This is a genomic window from Paenibacillus sp. J22P165, assembly GCF_059692015.1.
This window is the reverse complement of record NZ_JCAUAP010000018.1, coordinates 49,190-71,249: the sequence shown is the minus strand read 5'-3', so window position 1 is coordinate 71,249 and position 22,060 is coordinate 49,190. Positions and strand designations below refer to the sequence as shown.

Here is a 22,060-nt window from a genome sequence, read left to right as displayed (position 1 = left end):
GTGAGAGGGCAGGTTGCTAAGACATACAGGGCAGCCTGTCCCTTTATTTACTAGAGAGGAGTGGAGATATTTGACACCAGTTGTTGAGACTAAGAAACATACACCAGTTATTGAGATTAAAAAAAATATCCGCAAGAGCATGCCGCTGTATCTCATGTTTCTATTACCTTTTGCCTATTTTATAATTTTTCACTATGCACCCATGGTAGGGAATTTGATGGCATTTGAAGACTATTCGATCGTCAAGGGTTTCTTTCATAGCCCGTGGGCTGGGACGAAGTATTTCCGCCAATTTCTAACGGATCCGTATTTTTGGCAAGTCGTTCGCAACACAGTGCTCATTAACGTATATTCACTCATTTTTTATTTCCCATCTTCTCTTGTGTTCGCTTTATTGTTAAACGAGCTGCAACAAAAGTATTTCAAAAGATTTATCCAAAGCGTCACGTATATTCCGCACTTTCTGTCTACCGTTGTTGTCGTAGGTATGCTGGTTAACTTTCTTTCCATCGATGGACTGATTAATGAAGTGATTAAGGTTTTTGGCGGCGAAGCGAAGACATTCATGTCCATGCCGCAGTGGTTTCGAACTATTTATGTAGGATCTGAAGTTTGGCAAAATCTCGGTTGGAACTCCATCATTTATTTGGCGGCATTGACCGCTATCGATCCGCAACTGTATGAGGCGGCGACGATGGACGGGGCCAATCGCTGGCGCAAATTGCTTCACATCACGTTGCCAGGCATTTCAACTGTTGTCACAATTATGCTCCTTTTGACAGTCGGTAAAATGCTATCGGTCGGATTTGAGAAAATTTTATTATTGTACAGTGGTCCCACGTATGAAACCGCAGATGTTATTCAAACCTTTGTTTATCGTCGAGGGTTGATTGACAGCGACTTTAGCTTTGCAGCGGCTGTAGGTATTTTTCAATCTGTACTGGCATTTGCGCTCGTTGTATCAGCGAATCAAATTGCTAAGAAAATAAATGGATCAAGATTGTTCTAGCGGAGGGGATTAAGATGCTAAGTCGTAGGTTTTCATATTTCGATACAATGAACATTATTTTTATGCTGGCTATGATCTTTATTACCCTATATCCGCTTTATTATATGGGCATCATCTCGATTAGCTCCGGGTCATCGGCTAGCAGCGGTGAAGTGTTTTGGCGACCCATTGAAATTAATTTTAAAGCTTATAGTGTCATTCTGAATGATCCTGCCATTATTCGGTCTTACGCAAATACCTTTTTTTATACGGCCGCAGGTGTTGTAGTTAATTTGATGATGACGGCGCTTTGCGCCTATCCTTTATCTCGCAAGCATATGTATGGGCGCTCATTTCTTGCGTTGTTTGTTGTATTCACCATGTTCTTCGACGGGGGTCTCATCCCGCGTTATATGGTGGTTCATGCGTTAGGCATGGTCAATACCGTTTGGGCCATATTAATTCCGACTGCGATCAATGTTTTCAATATGATTCTAATGCGAACATTTTTTGAAGATATTCCAGAAGCACTACACGAGTCTGCGATTATGGATGGCGCCGGAGAATTTCGCGTTTTCATGAAAATTGTGCTGCCACTTTCCATGCCAGTTATGGCCACGATGTTCCTATTTTACGCGGTAGCTCATTGGAACAGCTTCTTCCCTGCACTTATTTACTTAAATGAGAAGGAACTGTATCCGCTGCAAATCATTTTACGTAATATCGTCATTTCCGGAGATATGGCTTCACAATCCGCACAGCTTGGCGCAGCAGAAGCGGGATTGGCCGTTATGACCGAAAATATTAAATACGCTTGTGTTTTCGTTGCCATCTTGCCCGTGCTTGTCATTTATCCGTTTGTACAAAAATACTTTGTGCAAGGAGCCATGCTGGGATCTGTAAAAGGTTAGAGGTTTCAAATCATAATAAGGAGTGAAGAGAGATAACATGACTGTTGAAACAAAGCTTCATTTAATCGGAAATGCACATTTGGACCCCGTTTGGTTATGGCGCTGGCAGGAGGGGTATGCGGAGATCAAAGCGACATTTCGATCTGCTTTGGATCGATTGAATGAGTTCCCTGACTTTGTATTTACTTGTGCTTGCGCGGCTTACTACAAGTGGGTTGAAGAGAATGCGCCAGAGATGTTTGCTGAAATTAAGCAGCGTATAGCAGAAGGACGTTGGGTCATTACAGGCGGCTGGTGGATACAACCAGACTGCAATTTGCCTTCGGGCGAATCATTTGCTAGGCACAGCTTATATGGTCAACGGTATTTTAGGGAGAAATTCGGTGTTATGGCCAAGGTGGGCTACAATGTGGATTCTTTCGGTCACCATGGCATGATGCCGCAATTATTGAAGCAAGGCGGAATGGATTACTACGTCTTCATGCGTCCTGGGGCACATGAGAAGACATTGCCGCATGATTTATTCTGGTGGGAATCGGAAGATGGCAGCCGAGTGATGACATTTAGGCTAGCGGACAGCTATGGCAATTGGGCGAGCAATGGCATGGAAGATAAGATCATAACCCACAGAAATGTGGCAGTAGCGAGTGGTCATGCCTTCATGTCGTTCTATGGCGTCGGCAATCATGGCGGGGGTCCGACCATTGAGAATATTAAGCTCATTCATGAGCTCCAAAAGCGACCTAATCTGGACGACATTCAATTAAGCTCCCCGAATCATTATTTTGCAGAGATGAAGAGAATGGATCCAGATATCCCTGTGATTAAGGATGAAATGCAAATGCATGCTGTCGGTTGTTATTCCACACACTCCGAATCCAAGGCCACGAACCGGCGAGTGGAGCACCGGATGCTGACAGCCGAGAAGTTTGCTACCCTTGCTAATTTGACGCTTGGTTTACCGTATCCGCTAGAAGCACTTAACCGGGCATGGGAAAATGTCATGTTCAACCACTTCCATGATATTATGGGCGGCTGCAGTATTAAGGAAGCTTATGAAGATGTTCAAGAATTTTATGGTGAATCATTAAGCATTGGGGCAAAAGCGATAAACGCTGCGCTTCAAAAGATATCCTGGTCGATTAACACGATGAAACCAGGTGTGACATCCTTAAGCAAGGAGAAGGACTGGCAGCTGTGGGAGCAAAATGATCTTGGTTCACCTCTTGTTGTGTTTAACCCTTTATCGTGGGAAGTGGAGGCACCGATTGGCATTAACAAGAAGCTGGCTGGTGTGACCGATGCTGCCGGCAATCCCTTGCCGATGCAAACGATCCGTGCATCTCGAACAAATACCAGCGATAAATGGGATACGTTAATCACGGGGCGAATTCCTGCATTTGGTTATCAGGTGTTCTGGGTTTACCGGGATAAAGCCTGCGATCCGAAGGAGCCAATAGGTGCAGCGCGAGCTGAGGGATGTTTTTTAGAAAATAATAAGCTGTTCGTTGAGATCGATCCAGATACCGGTTATATCAGGCATATCATTGACAAGCTGCATGGCTCTAGAGAAGTACTGGCTGGAGACGGAGCAGTGCCCATCGTCTTGGATGAGAGCCACAGCGATACATGGGGACACGGTTTGACACATTATCGTGAGGAATGGGGACGTTTTTGTAACGCAGAAGTGAAAGTACTTGAAGCGGGGCCACTGCGAGCGACGCTTAGAGTCATTAGTCACTTTGGAAATTCCGTTCTTAGTCAGGATATAAGCCTGTTACATGACAGTTCCGACTTGCATATCAAGGTGAAGCTGGATTGGAGAGAGCAGCATAAGATGCTGAAGCTTGCCTTTCCTATCAATGCCCTGCAGCCTCGAGCCGTATTTGAAATTCCGTACGGTTACATTGAGCGTAAGGTGGATGGGAATGAGGTGCCAGGACAAATGTGGGTGAATGTATCCGGAAATGAACCTGGTACAACGGAAGGAATTGAACCGTCTGCCGTATTCGGATTATCGCTAATTAACGATACCAAATATGCGTACGACGTGCTGGACAATGAATTAAGAATGACGGTTGTGCGCAGTCCGATTTTCGCCGATCATTTTGGCGAACGAGATGAACAATCGGAATATATGGATCAAGGTGTACAGGAGTTTGTCTACATACTCTCGCCTCATTCCGGATCGTGGCAGGATAGTGGTGTCGTACGCAAGGCTTACGAATTGCATACGCCGTTGCAGCAAATATGGGAAACGTACCATGAAGGTAGTTTACCGCAAGTTTCCGAGGGAATTGTGATTTCTGCAGAAAATGTGGTAGCTGTGGCCTTTAAACCAGCAGAAGACGGGAATGGTTGGATTCTACGCTGTAATGAAGCTTACGGAAGAGAAGTGGAGACCGACCTGTATCTTCCTGTCTTACAACGCAGTTGGCGATGTACTTTTGGCAAGTGTGAAATTAAAACGTTTTTTATACCTGCAGATCAGAACGCAGCCATTCAGGAAGTAAATTTTGTGGAACTTAAAAATAACGATGAGAGTGGGATGTCTTATGAAAATTAATAACCCTAATGGCGTATGGCCAACAATGATTACCTTATACAAGGAGTCTGGCGAAATTGATTTTGATGCGATGGGACGTATGGTGGAGTGGTTTATTCAAAACAAAGTTGATGGATTATTTGCTGTATGCCAGTCTAGCGAAATGTTCTTTTTGAGCTTAGAAGAGCGTGTGGAGCTTGCCGCTTTTGTGGTAGAGAAGGCCGCAGGCCGGGTTCCTGTTATTGCTTCGGGGCACATTTCCGATTCGCTTGAAGACCAGGCTCGCGAATTGACAGCGATGTCAGAAACAGGCGTTGAGGCCGTGATTCTCATTTCAAACCGCTTAGCTGCTGCAGATGAGTCCGATGACGTATGGAAGGCTAACGCGCAGAAGCTAATTGATCTGCTGCCGGAGCATGTTGCGTTTGGCATCTATGAATGTCCGTTTCCATATAAACGCCTATTAACACCATCTGTTTTGAAATGGTGTGCGGATACCGGAAGATTTTTCTTCTTAAAGGACACTTCTTGCGATGTGGAGATGATCAAAGAAAAGCTGGAAGCGATTAAAGGATCTTCCTTAAAGCTTTACAATGCCAATACAGCAACGCTTCTGGAAACCTTGAAACTTGGCGTTGATGGTTACAGCGGGGTCATGGCTAACTTTCATCCGGACCTGTATGCGTGGCTTCTGCATAATTGGGAGAAGCAACCGGAAGAAGCGCAGCGTTTAAGTGATTTACTAAGTGTAGCTTCATTTATTGAGCGGCAGTTGTATCCGATTAACGCCAAATATTATCAGATGAAGGAAGGCATCAGTTCGAATTACCGTTCGCGTGCGCGAATTCACGATGAATTTACCGCCACGAATAAAGCGGAAGTCGATCAGCTATACCGTCTTTCCAAGGAGTTATCGAAGCAGTTCTCAGCCGTGGCGACGAGTAATTAACAGAGGAAAGAGGAATAACCATGCTTCCCAAAAGTATACATTTAGCGGATAAAAAGTTGGAAAAACGAATTAGTGAATTGGAACCTTATCGATACATCGAACATCGACCGATACCTAGCTATCAATTTTGGGTGGATCAAGAAGCAGCAGTAGCTGCGATGCCGCCAGAGCACGCAGAGTGGCGTACGATCTCCCTTGGCGAACGATGGAGCGGCTGGGATTTGACAGCTTGGTTGAGAACGGAGATAACAATTCCAGTAGAATGGAAAGGGAAGAAGGCACTCGGACTTTTTGATTTCGGTAAAACGGGTGCAGGGCACAATTCAGGGTTCGAATCGCTTATTTTCCTTAACGGTGAGCCTTTTCAAGGTGTCGGAGGCAACCATCCAGAGGTATTTCTACCAGAGAAGCTGATCGGGCAGAAGGTTGAGCTGCTGTTTAAGGTGTGGACAGGATTAAACGGTATGACAGGCGATAAGAGTGAGTTGGAGCATAAAATTCAGGTGTCCACGCTTGCTCTTCTGGATGAAGAGACGGATGATCTCTACTACACAGCAAGTGCTGTGTTACAAACCATTCAATTGCTAAACGATAATAGCTGGGAGCAAAAAAGCCTATTAAGGGCGTTAGACCTAGCTTTTCAGCTCATTGATTGGCGTGTTCCCGGAGATGATCATTTTTACGCTAGCATTAAAGAAGCTAATACCAAGCTAAAGGAAGAGTTGTCTAGTATTCCTACCAACAGCGAAGTGACCGTTCGCTGCATTGGGCATACACACATCGATGTTGCCTGGCTGTGGCGTCTCAAGCACACCAGAGAAAAATCGGCTCGTTCCTTCTCCACCGTATTACGCTACATGGAACAGTATCCTGAATATACGTTCTTGCAGACACAGCCGCAATTATACGATTATTTAGAAAAGGATTATCCCGAGCTTTACAGCCAAATCACCGATCGCATCCAGGAAGGCCGCTGGGAAGCCGGCGGTGCCATGTGGCTGGAATCGGATTGTAACGTACCTTCCGGCGAATCGTTGGTTCGTCAACTCGTATACGGAATGCGCTTTTTCGAGCAGCGCTATGGCGCTAAATGCGAATATTTGTGGCTTCCCGATGTGTTTGGATACAGCTGGGCGCTGCCGCAAATTTTGCTTAAGGCGGGCTTGCGCTATTTTATGACGACGAAGATTAGTTGGAATGTCTATAATCGGTTCCCGCACGATACGTTCTATTGGCAGGGGATCGACGGCAGTCAAATTTTGACGCATTTCATTACAACGACTGCTCCGGATGCTGATCCAGGCACTACGTTCTATACGTATAACGGCCTTGTGACGCCTGAGACGGTGACTAGTGTATGGGAGAATTATCAAGATAAAGAGTTGAACCGTGATATGCTGCTTGCGTTTGGATATGGTGATGGCGGAGGTGGACCAACACGGACGATGTTGGAGATTAGACGCCGATTAGAACATATGCCAGGTTTGCCGAAGGTAACGATCGGCCGTGCTGACGAGTATTTCAATCAGCTAGAAGAGACCGTAACAAGTTCGGATCGCTATGTCCATAAATGGGATGGGGAGCTTTATCTGGAGCTTCATCGCGGTACGTACACATCGCAAGCGTACAATAAAAAGATGAACCGACATATGGAGAATCTCCTACATGACGCGGAAATGATCTCAACCATTTTAGGCTCACTAGCAGGCTTTGCGCGTTATCCTCAGTCCCAAATCTATGAGAGTTGGAAGATCGTACTGCGCAACCAATTTCACGATATTTTGCCAGGATCGTCGATTGCGGAAGTATATCAAGATTGCCGGATCGAGTACGCGGAGGCGGAAGCTCTGGCAGCGGGAGCGAAATCAGAAAGCTTACAGGGACTCGCAGGTCTTGTTCACAGCGGAACTTCGCCAAGTTGGATCGTCATGAACACCCTCCCGTGGAGCCGCAAAGATCTCATCCAACTCCCATGGGAGCTGCGATTCGAGGGTAAAATCTGGTACGACGCAGAAGGTCGCATGCTGCAGACTCAGATGGTGAAAGATGCCGAGCAAGGTAACATCCTGATGATTGAAGTAGACCATATTCCTGCCTTCGGGTATACAACGATTCACTTTGAAAACGCTACTGAAGCCAAGCCCGTCATGGAGAGTCCGATTAACGTAACGAGTGATTCCGCAACAACGCCTTATTATGAAATTGAATGGAACGGTAAAGGGCAATTGACTCGCTTGTTCGATAAGCGGATGGGTAGAGAAGTGCTCGCACCAGGCGAAATCGGTAATCGGTTCGACGTTCATGAGGATAAACCACTTGATAATGATGCTTGGGATATCGACATTTTCTATCACGATAAAGTTCGAAACATTACAAATTTAACTTCAGTGGACACCATTGAACAGGGGGTTCTCCGCACTGTCGTTCGTTTTACTTGGACTTATGAAAAATCAGAGATATTCCAAGATATGGTGCTGTATCCGGACAATCCTAGAATAGATTTTGTTACCCAGGTGAACTGGCAGGAACGTCAGCAATTGCTTAAAGTGGCGTTTCCAGTCGATGTTCGCGCAACGGCAGCGACCTATGAGATCCAGTTCGGTAACGTAGAACGTCCAACGCATTGGAATACAAGCTGGGACTTTGCCCGCTTTGAAACGTGTGCTCACCGATGGGTAGATCTATCCGAGCGAGGTTTCGGCGTCAGCCTGTTGAACGATTGCAAATACGGTCATGATGTGAGGGACAACATTCTGCGGCTCACTTTAATTAAATCAGCGATCAATCCGGATCCAACGGCTGATCTTGGCGAACACCAATTTACATACTCCTTGCTGCCTCATAATGGAGACTGGTTTCAAGCAGGAACGGCGATCGAGGCTCATAAGTTAAACATCCCAACCTCAGCTGCTGAGCTCCCTGCCGGAAATAACGATTTGACTAGTTCCCAAGCTCAGTTACCAGCTTCACTTAGCTTTTTCGCTTGTGATAGCCTGCATGTAGTCGTGGATACAGTGAAGAAAGCAGAGGATTCAGACGCATGGATCGTCCGCTGCTACGAATATGCTGGTCAACGTGGAACAGTCGATTTCAACTCCCATTTTCCAATCGGAAAAGTGGAAGAAGTTAACCTCATGGAGCGCGAGGCGCAAGTGGTGGCACATACAGACAGAGGCTTTGCAGCGTATTTCAAACCGTATGAATTGAAAACGTTTCGTATTCTTTTAGCCTAGGATATCTATTCAGTCTTCTTAAAAACGAAGGTCACATAAACTCGCTCTACGCTATTGGCGATGTTATGTGGCCTTCGTTCATGCTTAGTCAGTATTGGTAAAAGATAACAATCAACGTTAAAGGAAGGAGTTCCTTTGGAGTAATCCGAATATTACATAGAGTGAATGTTACAAAGTCCCTAAGCTGGGATTTGTGGGGAGCGGAGGATGTAGATTCATTTGAGGGTAGAGATGCTGCGTCCGCATCATACATGGGGGGATTACATTGAATTGGAAACATCTGAAGCAATCGTTGGATAAGAACAGGCTATTTTTTAAGATTTTACTCTATTTTACCTCATTACTAATTCCAATTGTTATTATTGGCGTCATCTCTTATTTTAACGCAGATCAATTGATTAAGAAGGATGCTTCTGAGAAGCTTAAAGCTAATATCATGGCCTCTTCCAAAACGATCGATATTTATTTAAGTATGGCTCAAGCAACGAATAACAGCTTACTGCTCAGTGAAACCATTCAGCAATACTTACGACCGGATGCCTTACTTACGGATGAGGAAAAAATCAAAATGCCATCGATTGTGAAAGCAATAGCGGGAAATCGCAATCCAATCAGTCATTTTGTTGATAATATGTTCATTTTTGTGGATGATAAACGCGTGTATTTAAGTGATGGTATCGTTAATTTTGACATTTTCTTTGACAAATTTTATAAATTTGACGAGTATAATAAAGATTTCTGGCGTAAACGCTTACAACAAAGCAGTCTATTCGAATTATTAAAGCCGACCAAAGTGGTCAATGCTGATATGAATGCTTCTCGCGAGGTCATTCCGAGTATTACAACCCAATATTTAAATGGACATCTGGCGACGATGGTGACAACGATATCGATTCCGACGATCATGGCTACACTACAAAATAACTCGATATTCGCGGATAGCCATTATCTTGTTCTGGATAAAAACAATCAGATCATTCTGCAAAGCAGTGGGATCGATGAGAAAGCGAAACAGGAAATCATTGCTGGATTTTCTTCGGAGGAGCAGAGCACAGGAGCGATTCGGATAGGTGACGAGCAGAACTGGTTAGTTCAAACCACGTCCGATTTTGGGTGGAAGTATTTTTCGATAACCCCTGTAAGTTCATTTAACCAGGAGTCTGCAAGTATTTTCAATTTGATTATTTGGATCTGTATTAGCTTACTTGTTATTGGCGTAGCTTTCTCGTTTATATTTAGTGTTCGTTTATATAATCCCATCAAGAATATTCGAGATATTTTACAAGAAACTGAAAAAGCCGATGAATGGAACAATGATGCACATCACAGCAGCGAGCTTCAAAGGATCGGTAACAGCGTCAATCAATTGATCAAACAGCATCGGGATGACAATATTAAAATCAACACATTTTCTGATGAAATTCTCGAGCAGTTTTTCACGAATTTAATTAAAGGATATCGAGGTCCACAGCCTTATTCCGTTAATCAAATCTTAAATGAAATCGATTTCAACTCTGGGAATTATTTATGTTGCTGCTTCATGCTTCAGTTTAGGGACCGATTTTATTATGAGATTGTGGAAGCAGACCGATTATTGATTGTAGAAAAGATGAAAAATGTGCTTTCGGGCATTATGAAGAAGTACGTAAATTGTTATTTGACGGAATATGAGCCTTACTTATATGTTTGCATGGTCAATTTGAAGAGTGAGGATGACCGCGGTCAATTAGACCAAGCGTTAGAGATGGTTAAAACGACGTTTGCTTACGACATGATTTATTGCGAATTAATTATAGGCTTAGGAAAAAAATACGATCAAATCGATGATTATTCAAAATCGTACAGTGACGCGATTACAGCCATCGATAAGCGGACGGATTCCTCCAAGATGGTCATATTAGATGCGGATCATTTTGTTATCGACCAGAACTATTACTATTCCTTCCTCGATGAGAACAAAATTGTAAACGCTTTGAAATCGGGTGACATTGGCGGGTTGAAGGTAGAATTGGAATCGATCATTAGCTTGAATAAAGAAAGAGGAGTCTCCTATCATTTCCTAGGTGCTTTGCTCGTTGAGTTCTTTAATACGGGAAATCGCTACATTACGGAGAAACGATTAAGTGTTTATGATTTTCTGGATGCGAATGAACATGCTTTTTTAAGTCGAAAGGAGCTCCTGCCAAGTGAGTTTGATGGCAGATTGAAAGGGATTCTTGAATTTTACGATAAAATTATCGCAAAAACGTTGTATAAGCCTGAAAGCAAATCTGGCGCGGTGGTTTCCTTCATCACTGATTATATCGAGAAGCATTATGAAAAGGATTTATATCTCGAAGTGATCGCGGGTGAGATAGGTCTTTCCGCGAAATATGTATCGAGAATGTTTAAAGAGTCGACGGGGACGAATATTTCGGACTATATCAGTCTGATTCGGATTGCTAAAGCGAGAGATTTGTTAGCCAATACAGATTTGAAAATTAGCGAAATTGCCGATCAGATTGGCATATTCAGCCGCACCACCTTTTTACGTCTTTTCAAAAAGTATGAAGGCATATCGCCGAATGAGTATCGTAGTGCACATGGAAACAAGCAGAAATAGGCTATACGGGACAGTTGGAACAAGAGGGAATAATGATTCATCGCGTTGAATGTGGAATAACGGTTCATTATACACTATTTTGGTTCTTTCATAGAGAGCCTGCTAGCCTATAAAATAAAATTGCCAGTAACAAATCCAGAATTGTAAGGAGGAACAACGTGGTTATTCACAAGAAAGGACTGTTAACCGTCTGCTGTTCATTGACCTTATTGGGGAGTTTATTGGCGGGTTGTGGCAGCACAGATAAGCCAAAAGATACGGCAAGCACATCACCAGTTACTGCCAAACGCTTAACGCTTTCTTGGATGAGATATGAGCATTCTTCGCAAGCGTTAGATGTCAATTCGGTCGTTGTTCAAGAAATTAGTAAAAGAAAAAATGTGAAGCTTGAATTACAAAGTGTTCCACAAAGTAATTATGAGGATAAGAAGAAGACGCTAATTGCTACAACCTCTATCCCCGATGTGATTATGGTGAATCAAAATGATCTTTCGAATTACGCTGATTTGAATATTTTCCTAGACCTTACACCGTATCTGAATCAGATGCCGAATTTTCAAAAATTGATGAAACAGAAGCCAGAAATCAATAAGACGAAGGTCGATGGCAAGATATATGGCTTTCCGCTTGCAACCAAATGGAGCTTGCAGTCAGGTCAACTTCCGATGATCCGTGTAGATCTATTGACAAAGCTTAACCTGAAGACCCCTACGACCTACGAGGAACTCTATCAAGTTCTCAAAAAGCTGAAGGAGGCTTATCCTAGCTCTTATCCTTTTACTAGCCGCGCAGCGAATGGGAAAACAGGAACAGAAAATTTAATCAATCCCATTGCATTCGGTTTTGGCAGTGGATATACCACGATTACTGGTACGAAGGTGTACTATGAGCAAGCGACAAAGCAGTATAAATTTGGTCCCTTTTCACCTGAATTTAAAGAGGCGATTACCTATCTTCATAAGCTCTATAAAGAAAAACTTCTGGATCCGGATTATTCCGTAGCTACCTCACAAACATGGGTGGAAAAATTAAGTACAGGGAAATCTTTCTTTTACCAAGATAATAATGGTTTCGGTGCTAACTTTAATAAAGCACTCCAAGCGAGTGATGCTAATGCCAAATTTGAATTGTTACCTGTTATGGCTAGTCCCAAGGGGGTTAAACGCAACAACGTATATCAACTTGATCATCTTGGTGAAATGTACGCAATAAACGCTAAAGTGAAGAATCCTGAAGAAGTTATCAAGTTTATTGATTGGATGTATGGAGACGAGGGGACCAATCTGACAAGCTTTGGTGTAGAAAATGTTGATTATACGCTTCCTGGCGGCGAGTATCAGATTTCCGAAGCGACGCAAGCGAAGTTTAAAGATAAACAGGATCCTTTCCGGTCGATGCAATCTGCACTTGGAACTGGTTACCTTGGTTTAGCGCTGCACTCTGACGACCATCCTCTTGTACCCTCTTCCGCACCGGAACTCATTAAGTGGTCTGAGAAGGCAATTAATGATCTTGCGAATGGCATTAATTTCAGAGAAGTCAACGATCCGCCGTTTAATAAAGAAGAACGCGAACGACTTAAACAGCTCCGCACACAATTAGATGCGTATTTAACGGTGAATATGGATCGATTCATCATCAATGATGGGGCATTAAATGATTGGGATCATTTTATTCAACAATGCAAAGAAAAGGGCGCAACAGAAATTGAACAAATTTATAATACGGCCCTCGCAAGAGTAAGTCAGTAATTGTACGTTTAACAGAATAAACCATGTCCCCTGAGGGGAGATGGCACCAATCTGTTGTATGTATATTACAAAATTAAACGAAGATTTTTAAGGAGATGGCGCGTTATGATGACGAATTTAGGGTTCAAACGCTATGCAATTGGTGTTGATTATGGTACAGAATCTGGCAGGGTACTGCTCGTAGATATCGAAAATGGGGAAGAAATAGCATCGCATGTGACCTCTTATCCTCACGGCGTGATTGACGAACGTTTGCCGAATTCGGATCGATTGCTGGAAGCCAATTGGGCTCTTCAGCACCCAGACGACTATATGGAGGTATTAAGAAAATCAGTGCCTGCCGTACTAGGCTCCTCGGGTATTGATCCGAAGCAGGTGATCGGAATCGGTATAGATTTTACAGCGTGTACGGTTCTTCCGATTGATGAGCGCGGCGTTCCTTTATGTTATCAAGATGAGCTTCGGGATGAGCCTCATGCTTATGTCAAGCTATGGAAGCACCACGCAGCGCAGGATGAAGCAAATTGCATTAATGAGACGGCAGAGCGCATGGGAGCTGGCTTCTTAAGTCGATATGGCGGCAAAACATCTTCGGAATGGATGGTGGCTAAGGCGTGGCAGATGCTGAATGAAGCGCCTTCGATTTATGAACAGACACATCGTTTCATAGAAGCAGCGGATTGGGTTGTTCTACAGATGACATCGAATGCCATTCGAAGCAGCTGTTGTGCGGGTTATAAGGCATTTTGGCATAAAACAGAGGGATATCCGTCAAAGGATTTCTTCCGCTCACTAGATCCAAGGCTTGAAACATTCGTGGAAACCAAACTTCAGGGAGACGTTACATTACTTGGTTCAAAAGCGGGTGAACTGACGGCTGAAGCCGCTTCGATGATGGGTCTTCAGCCTGGAACAGCGGTAGCTGTTGGTATTATTGACGCACATGCAGGTGTTGCTGGCGCCGGGGCTGTGCATGCTGGGCAAATGGTCATGGCCATGGGAACATCCTTGTGTCACATGCTGCTGAGTGATAAAGAAATACATGCAGAGGGCATTTGCGGTGTCGTAGAGGATGGAATTATTCCTGGGTTGTATGGCTACGAAGCGGGACAACCGGCCGTCGGCGATCTATTTGGTTGGTTTGTTGAGCAGGGTGTACCAGGCTATGTGAGGGATGAAGCTGCGAACGAAGGCATTAGCATACATGCTTATTTGGAGAGATTGGCAAGGGAGTTGCAACCTGGACAGACAGGTTTACTTGCATTAGATTGGTGGAACGGCAATCGATCAGTGCTGGTCGACGCGGATTTGAGTGGCCTCATCGTTGGGTTGACCTTGCAGACGAGGCCGGAAGACATCTACCGTTGTCTTCTGGAAGCCGCAGCATTTGGAACGCGGAAAATCATTGAAACGTTTGAGCAAGCTGGCGTTAAGGTAAGTGAATTGATTGCTTGCGGTGGTCTACCTCAGCGGAATCAGCTGCTTATGCAAATATTTGCTGACGTGACCCGCCGTGAGATCAAGGTAGCCGATTCTACACAAACTACTGCACTCGGTGCTGCTGTTTTTGGAGCAGTTGCAGCAGGTAAGGAAAGTGGCGGTTATGCGAGTATAGTGGAAGCAGCATCTCGAATGACCCGTGTACGTGAAGAAAGTTTTATGCCGATCGATGAAAATAGCCTTATATATGATGAGTTATTCCTCGAATATAACCGTCTGCATGAGCTATTCGGCCGTGGAGGCTACAATGTGATGAAGACCCTAAAGCGGATTCAGCTAGGAGGGACTGTAGAGTGAATGCGATATTGCAACAAATGATAACACGCTATCCAGAGCTAAGCGATTGTGTACCAGATATTGAAAGGGGATATGAGCTTCTTACTAAATCCTTTCATCAAGGTGGCAAGTTGCTTTTATGTGGAAATGGCGGAAGTGCCGCAGATTGCGACCATGTTGTTGGCGAACTGATGAAGGGATTCATGTCCAAACGACCGCTATCTGCTTTGCAAAACGAGCAATTTGAGCGTGAATTCCCGGGAGAAGGTATTGCGGAAAAGCTACAAGGCGCGTTACCCGCGATTTCACTCATGAGTCACACAGCTTTGATCAGCGCGTATGCCAATGATGTTGCTCCAGACATGATCTTTGCTCAGCAAGTCTACGGCTATGGACGTCTAGGTGATGTAGTAATGGCGTTTAGTACATCAGGTAACTCAATGAATGTACTCCGAGCCTTGCAAATAGCCAAGGTGCAAGGGTTGAAAACCATTGGTTTCACCGGTATTGGTGGAGGCAAAATGAAGTCGCTTTGCGATGTAACCATCTGTGTACCTTGGGAACATACACCGGATATTCAAGAAAGACATCTGCCTATCTATCATGCCTTATGCCGTATGCTGGAGGAGGCGTTCTTTCCCTCATGACCATATTAGCAGCGATCGATATTGGAGGAACCAAATGTGCAGTGAGTTTGGGGGCGGTGGAGCAAGATCGCATTGTTATTTTGGAGAAAATAAGCTTCCCAACGCCATCTAAGCCGAAAGTGGCAATAGATGAAATCACAGCAGCCCTGGAGACTGTATTATCTAGATATGCTGAGAAGAAACCTGCGGCTCTTGGAATCAGTTGTGGGGGTCCATTAAACAGCCAGGCTGGACTCATTCTCTCACCTCCTAATCTGCCAGGTTGGGATAAGATCGACGTGATTACTCCTTTTCGCACGCATTTCGGTATTCCGGTTGGCTTACAGAATGATGCGAATGCTTGTGCTTTAGCCGAGTGGCGTTTTGGCGCGGGGAAAGGCTGTCGAAACATGATCTTTCTTACCTTCGGTACGGGTATGGGGGCAGGCCTTATTCTTAACGGGCAGCTTTATAGTGGAACGAATGACATGGCCGGTGAAGTTGGACATGTTCGTTTAACAGCTGAAGGGCCAGTGGGATATGGAAAGGAAGGCTCGTTTGAAGGTTTCTGTAGCGGTGGAGGTATTGCGAAGCTCGCGCAAATTATGGCGATAAAAGCTATTCAAGAAGGTAAAGAACCTTCCTTCTGTAAAAATATGAACGATTTGGTCGGTTTGACTGCGGAAGCGGTTGGAAAGGCTGCGCAAGTAGGAAATCCCGTGGCACTGCAAGTATACAATCTGGTAGGTCGCCGATTAGGACAGGGACTTGCTATGTTAGTAGATGTGCTCAATCCGGAAAAAATCGTTATCGGTAGTATCTATGGGCGTCAGCAAGAGTTGCTTGAGCCAATTGTCATGACCACATTGAGGGAGGAAGCCTTGTTTTTATCCATGGAAGTATGTAAGATTGTGCCCGCTGGGTTAGGCGAACAAGTTGGTGATTACGCAGGTTTATCTGTAGCTATGGAAGTGATTGAAAAAGCTCAGGGCAAATAATACAAAACAAAAACGGAGCGCCGCGGGTTTGCGGGCTCCGTTTTATATTTATTTAAGAAACAACACAACAGTCACATCAGACCAGAAATAGTAGGATCCCCCCTGCAGCATTTTACCAAATACTCTTATAATAGAAGATATGGGCAACAATCGTAGGTAATTTGTGTATTTGTACTTATTATCATCCTTCAATTTCTAATAAGGAGACTGGCATTATGTATAAATTGGTCATTGTTGACGATGAGCCTGCAGTCCGGGGAGGGCTCAGCAAATTCGTTGAGTGGAGCAACTATGGGATTGTTCTTGCCGGAACAGCAGATGATGGAGATACGGGATTAGAGTTGATCGAGCGTGTGAAGCCAGATATCGTTCTGACGGATGTGATGATGCCAGTCATGGACGGGATTCGAATGTCGAGGGAGATTCGAGAGCGGCTCCCTGAGACGAAAATCGTATTTATCAGTGGCCACAATGAAGCGAAACTTTTGCGTTCGGCTTTGCAGGTTCATGCTGCCGATTATATTTTCAAACCAGTCAAACGAACTGAGCTGCAAAAGGTGATTGAAGGTGTCGTGCGAGACTTGCGTTCCGAAGAGATGGAGAGGCAACGCCTTAAAGATATGGAGGTCAAATTGACCCAGAGTATGCCACTGCTTAGGGAGAAATTTTTGATGGCATTGATTCAAGATGGGGATGCCAAGCCAGAGGTGCTGCGGGAAAGAGCTGCGTTTCTCAATCTGCAACTGCCGCTAGAAACGCCATATCTTGTACTCGTTATTACCATTGATGATGCGAGGGAGATTCTAAGTAGTCGCTCGGAGAGGGATAAGCAGTTGTTGTCGTACTCCCTCTTGAACGTCGTTCAAGAACTGATTGATCAGTACCTGCTAGGGTATGCATTCGAGAACAGAGCGGCTGAATTCGTTGGACTGTTAGTGCTTGATGATCCCATGAAAGACCCGGAAGCAACGCTGCTTTTGCTGGCAGAGGAGATTCGCGACAATCTGAAGCGATGGCTAAATATCAGCGTTACGATTGGTGTAGGCGAACGTGCCGATAATATCTGGATGCTTCCAGCATCTTTTCGGCATGCACGCGATGCGGCGGACCAAAAGTGGTACATGGGCAAGAATCAAGTGATTACCATGGACAGTTTAGAAGTTGGAGCTGCCAGTCCAATTCGGTTCGATAGCTCTCAGAGTGAGCGACTGGTATCCGTGCTTAAATCGGGGGAAAAGCAACAATTAGAGTCGGAAATGGAAAGCATTCTCGAGCCGCTGGCGCAAATTCGCAAGGACGGCTTTAAGTACGGTCGGCAGGTAGGACTGCAAATGATCGCTCTCGCCGGCAGGTTGCTGCTTGACCTTAATTTACTAACCCGTGAGAAAGAAGAAGAGGAAGCGTGGGCGCTCGATCGACTCCTAAAGCTGGAAACAATGGCCGAGTTAAAAACCTTTGTAAGCGATTACCTATTTAACATATGCTGCTGGATTCAAGAGAAGCGGAGCGGAAGATCGAGTAATGTGATTGAACAGATTCAGAAGTTTATTTCCGAGAATTACGCCAAGAACTTGGCCATCGCGGAGATCGCCGCTTACGTTTATCTCAGTCAAACTTACGTCAGCTTACTGTTCAAGCAGGAGACTGGCGAAACGATTTACGAATATTTGATGAAAGTCCGTATTGCAAAAGCGAAGGAACTGCTGGCAGATCCTCGCATTAAGTTCTACGAAGTGTGCGAGCTAGTCGGCTATACGGATCCAAGCTATTTCAGCAAGTTGTTCAAGAAAATGACGGGACTTACGCCAAGCGCTTATCGGGACCAACAATAGGAGAAGTAGGGTGTAGCATTCAAAAGGAGTTGATCCAGTGAGAGGGTTTTTGCAAAAAAGAAGGATTCGTCCCTCTAATTTGTGGGAAGGCGTTGTAGCGGCTAGGAGGTGGATGCTCGCTTACGGTCTCATGATTTTCCTGCCAGTATGTGTGATGTTGTTCGTGTATTATGAACAGTCCTCCCGGATTTTGCAGGAGGAGGTGACCCAGACCATGCAGCAGACGCTCAAACAGGCAGGTATTAATTTAAGCTCGCGGCTTAACTATGTGCAGAATTCATCCAATTCTCTATTTATGAATAATAAACTGTATGAAAATTTGGATCCTGCTTCTCCAATTATCGAGCGCATCGCTCAGTCAAAGGAGCTGCGCAATTTGCTCGAATCGGTTCAATCGGCACCAGACATTGTCAGGGCGCGTGTTTTTACCGATCCGGGGAATTTATACGGATTCGATTTATTGAATCTTTTTCCGCTAGATAGCTTGAACGATCGCCCATGGAATAATGAGGTCAAGAACGCTGGAGGCAGTATCGTGTGGACGGGCATCTACGAAGAAAACTATCTGGACTCGGGACCTGCACGTATTCTTTCCTGTGCTCGATTGCTGAGACATCCGCGAAATTTTGCTCAGAGTCTTGGTGTGCTTATGCTTGACGTTCCCGAGAAGATGCTAGCAGAAATTATTTCTGAACTTAATTTTCCAGCTCAAAGTCGTGTATATATCGTGGATCGCAGTGGGACTATCATTTACAGCGCGGAGCAATCGGTGATCGGCACAAAGACTGCCCTCGCAAGTGCATCTGATGAAGGAATCATCAAACGGTCTGAAAACGGTGTAGACGTGTTTGAAGTGCTTGCACCTATCCGAGCTGCGGATTGGCGTCTCGTGTTGGAGGTGCCCAAGACGGGCTTGACGCATCGCACAACCACGTTAAGTCAGTGGTCCGGCATCGCGACGGTCGTTGGCATGACGATCATGTTTTTGATCCTCGTGTTCATGTTGTTGGCGTTCGTAATTAACGGGATGAATCGGCGAATCAAATCCGTCGTCAAGACGATCCGCACGGAAGGTGTCGAAGGGCTGGAGGAGCCGGGAGGCGACTTTCGGTTGCTTGAGCGAGTTGTCGATCATTTGGTGCATCGCGTGAAGGATTTGATGGAGGAGGCCTACCGTTCAAAAATGCTGGAGCGAGAGGCAGAACTTCGTGCGCTGCAAGCTCAGATCAATCCTCATTTTCTTTATAATACGTTGGATACGATTAATTGGTTGGCGATCTCTCGCGAAGCCGATGATATCTCCCACATGATTGAGAGTTTATCTGATTATTTTCGGCTTAGCCTGAATAAAGGGAAGGATCATGTCTGCGTAGTGGATGAGCTCGAGCTCGCCAGAGTCTATTTGGAGATTCAACAAAACCGCTTCCCTTCCACATTTGAATTCGTCATTGAAGCAGATTCGGAAGCGAGTCGGTGTGTCATCCCGAAGCTGACGCTGCAACCCATCGTTGAGAATGCGCTGCTGCACGGTATACGCAAAAATAAGGGCAAAATCGGGATCATTAACATTCACGCGAAGCGGATTGGGGACGTGCTCGAGATTGCCATCACAGATAATGGGATCGGCATGGACGAGCAGCTAGCTTCCAGTCTGTTGTCAACTTCGCGCCCTTCGCTGCATGCAGAAGGAAACGGCAGCTCGTATGGTCTATACAATGTGAACGAGAGAATCAAGCTTATGGCTGGTTCCGATTATGGATTGACGGTCCATTCATTTCTAGGGAAAGGTACTGAGGTAATCGTTCGTCTCAAGGCAATGCAAGAGGAACAAACTAAGTAGGATACGACTAGAAAGTGTCGGATTACCCTCTACATGCCGCATTCTCCTGTAGGTACAATAAAGCCATAAGTGCAGGAGGTGCAATCACAATATGAGCGAAATCATCACACATTTGAATGGGAAGGCAGGGGAGACCAAGTTTTCTCGCAAGCATGAAGGCAGATGGCGAAGGGTATGGCGGAACCTCGATACGTATGTACTGCTGGTGCCTGGGCTGCTTCTACTGTTGCTGTTCAAATACACACCGATGTACGGAGTCTTAATCGCTTTTCAGGACTTCAACATTTTTGACGGGATCAGAGGAAGTCAATGGGTCGGGTTTGAGCAGTTCCAAAAGCTCATGCAATCGGAAGAATTTGTGCAAGTGTTCACGAATACATTGCTCATCAGTATGTACAAAATTGTGTTGCTGTTCCCGATACCCATCCTGATCGCCCTGATGCTGAACGAAATTCGGTTCGCAACGTTCAAACGGACCATCCAGACGATTATCTACATGCCTCACTTCTTGTCCTGGGTCATTATCTCTGGCTTGTTCATGACGATCTTGTCCCCCTCTGACGGACTTGTCAATACCGTCATCCGATGGTTCGGCGGCGAATCTATACGATTTTTTATGGACAACCACGTATTTAGAAGTGTCGTCGTGTTCACAGCAGGCTGGAAGGAGATCGGCTGGAACGCGATCATCTTCATCGCTGCCTTAGCGAGTGTCGAACAGGAGCAGTACGAGGCGGCTTCCATCGACGGAGCGAATCGCCTGCAGCAGATGTGGCATATTTCGCTTCCAGGCATTGTGCCGACGATTATTCTGATGCTCATTCTCCGCCTTGGTATGGTGCTGGATGCAGGTACAGAACAGATCCTGACGATGTATAACCCTACTGTTTACGCTTCTGGCGATGTAATCGGTACTTTTGTTTACCGAATAGGTCTCGGAAAGATGGATTACAGCTTCAGTACGGCAGTCGGCCTTTTCAATTCGGTCGTTGGCTTTATTCTCATCATCTCCGGCAACTGGCTCAGCAAAAAAACGCTGAACCGCGGAATATGGTAAGGAGGTCTGACATGCAAATCCGTAAAAGAACATTCAGCGACTGGGTATTAGATAGTTTCGTCTACGGCTTCATGATCGTGTTAGGCCTCCTTACTTTATTGCCGATGATCCACGTGTTCTCCAAATCCGTCAGCTCGGACTGGGCGCTTGTATCTGGACAGGTGAATCTGCTCCCGGTAGGCTTTCAGCTGGATACGCTCGTAAAAGTCGCCACTTCCTACGCATTTGGCCGGGCATTCATCATTTCAGTCATCGTAACCGTAGTTGGGACACTATTGAGCATATTGGTGACCGCAATAACAGCTTATCCGCTATCTAAGCGGCACTTGCCTGGTATCTCAGGAATCATGGTCTTGTTCGTCTTCACGATGCTATTTAACGGAGGACTTATTCCGAATTACTTGTTAATTCGTGAACTGCATCTGCTAAACAATCTATGGTCGCTCATTTTGCCTGCCATGATCAGTGTTTTCAATATGCTGGTCATCAAGAGCTATTATGAAGGTCTTCCCGAAGCACTTGAAGAATCAGCGCGAATGGATGGAGCAAAAACGTATATGATTTTGTTTCGCATCATTCTGCCGCTTAGTATGCCCGTGCTCGCTGCGATTGCCTTATTCTATGCCGTTGGCTTTTGGAACGACTACTTCAGTCCGATGCTGTACATTAGTGATCCATTATTGAAAACGCTTCAACTACATCTGCGTGATATCGTGATGGAGAACGATACGGCGAATGCGCTGAACAAGTCAGCAGACGATCTGATGAATATGTCACCAGAAAGCATCCGTGCCGCTACTGTGGTCGCTTCTACCGTGCCTATCCTTCTCGTATATCCGTTCCTTCAGAAATATTTTATTAAGGGTGTATTGATTGGTTCCGTCAAAGGTTAATGCTGCATTAACGCCGGCGGAATCCACCGCTGCTTAATGATAAATCTCACAACATATAT

At 45.1% G+C, this 22,060-nt stretch carries 14 protein-coding genes; all 14 read left to right on the top strand.

Annotation, left to right across the window (positions count from 1 at the left end):
- Positions 1-70: 70 nt before the first annotated feature.
- The 14 genes from AC58QM_RS31720 to AC58QM_RS31655 all read left to right on the top strand — a co-directional run bounded on the left by AC58QM_RS31720 (position 71) and on the right by AC58QM_RS31655 (position 22,001).
- Positions 71-1,009: an ABC transporter permease gene (locus AC58QM_RS31720; protein WP_497288748.1), complete on the top strand. Its 939-nt coding sequence runs from the start codon at positions 71-73 to the stop codon at positions 1,007-1,009.
- A gap of 14 nt (positions 1,010-1,023) precedes the next feature.
- A complete protein-coding gene (locus tag AC58QM_RS31715) occupies positions 1,024-1,899 on the top strand; it encodes a carbohydrate ABC transporter permease (RefSeq protein ID WP_497288747.1) in 876 nt (291 codons plus the stop codon).
- A 37-nt stretch (positions 1,900-1,936) separates the two neighbouring features.
- A complete protein-coding gene (locus tag AC58QM_RS31710; protein WP_497288746.1) occupies positions 1,937-4,465 on the top strand; it encodes an alpha-mannosidase in 2,529 nt (842 codons plus the stop codon).
- Positions 4,455-5,393, top strand: a complete 939-nt coding sequence (locus AC58QM_RS31705; protein WP_497288745.1) for a dihydrodipicolinate synthase family protein — start codon at positions 4,455-4,457, stop codon at positions 5,391-5,393. The genes AC58QM_RS31710 and AC58QM_RS31705 overlap by 11 nt, the downstream gene beginning before the upstream one ends.
- Before the next feature lie 20 nt (positions 5,394-5,413).
- Positions 5,414-8,626, top strand: a complete 3,213-nt coding sequence (locus tag AC58QM_RS31700; RefSeq protein WP_497288744.1) for an alpha-mannosidase — start codon at positions 5,414-5,416, stop codon at positions 8,624-8,626.
- Between the two features lie 265 nt (positions 8,627-8,891).
- Positions 8,892-11,228: a helix-turn-helix transcriptional regulator gene (locus AC58QM_RS31695; RefSeq protein ID WP_497288743.1), complete on the top strand. Its 2,337-nt coding sequence runs from the start codon at positions 8,892-8,894 to the stop codon at positions 11,226-11,228.
- A 158-nt stretch (positions 11,229-11,386) separates the two neighbouring features.
- On the top strand, positions 11,387-12,979 hold the full coding sequence (locus AC58QM_RS31690) for an extracellular solute-binding protein (protein ID WP_497288742.1): 1,593 nt from the start codon (positions 11,387-11,389) through the stop codon (positions 12,977-12,979).
- Between the two features lie 108 nt (positions 12,980-13,087).
- Positions 13,088-14,776, top strand: coding sequence for a ribulokinase (locus AC58QM_RS31685; protein WP_497288780.1), 1,689 nt, complete (start codon positions 13,088-13,090; stop codon positions 14,774-14,776).
- Positions 14,773-15,402 carry a D-sedoheptulose-7-phosphate isomerase gene (locus AC58QM_RS31680; RefSeq protein ID WP_497288741.1) on the top strand — a complete coding sequence of 210 codons (630 nt, stop codon included), beginning with the start codon at positions 14,773-14,775 and terminating at the stop codon, positions 15,400-15,402. Before AC58QM_RS31685 ends, AC58QM_RS31680 begins: the two co-directional genes overlap by 4 nt.
- Entirely contained in the window at positions 15,399-16,379 is a 981-nt protein-coding gene (locus tag AC58QM_RS31675; protein ID WP_497288740.1) for an ROK family protein, read from the top strand. The genes AC58QM_RS31680 and AC58QM_RS31675 overlap by 4 nt, the downstream gene beginning before the upstream one ends.
- Positions 16,380-16,594: 215 nt before the next feature.
- Positions 16,595-18,211 (top strand): response regulator, encoded by a 1,617-nt coding sequence (locus AC58QM_RS31670; RefSeq protein ID WP_497288739.1) that lies wholly within the window; start codon positions 16,595-16,597, stop codon positions 18,209-18,211.
- Positions 18,212-18,248: 37 nt separating this feature from the next.
- Positions 18,249-20,051 carry a sensor histidine kinase gene (locus tag AC58QM_RS31665; protein ID WP_497288738.1) on the top strand — a complete coding sequence of 601 codons (1,803 nt, stop codon included), beginning with the start codon at positions 18,249-18,251 and terminating at the stop codon, positions 20,049-20,051.
- Between the two features lie 91 nt (positions 20,052-20,142).
- On the top strand, positions 20,143-21,108 hold the full coding sequence (locus AC58QM_RS31660) for an ABC transporter permease (RefSeq protein ID WP_497288737.1): 966 nt from the start codon (positions 20,143-20,145) through the stop codon (positions 21,106-21,108).
- Between the two features lie 11 nt (positions 21,109-21,119).
- A complete protein-coding gene (locus tag AC58QM_RS31655) occupies positions 21,120-22,001 on the top strand; it encodes a carbohydrate ABC transporter permease (protein ID WP_497288736.1) in 882 nt (293 codons plus the stop codon).
- The last annotated feature ends 59 nt before the right edge of the window (positions 22,002-22,060 follow it).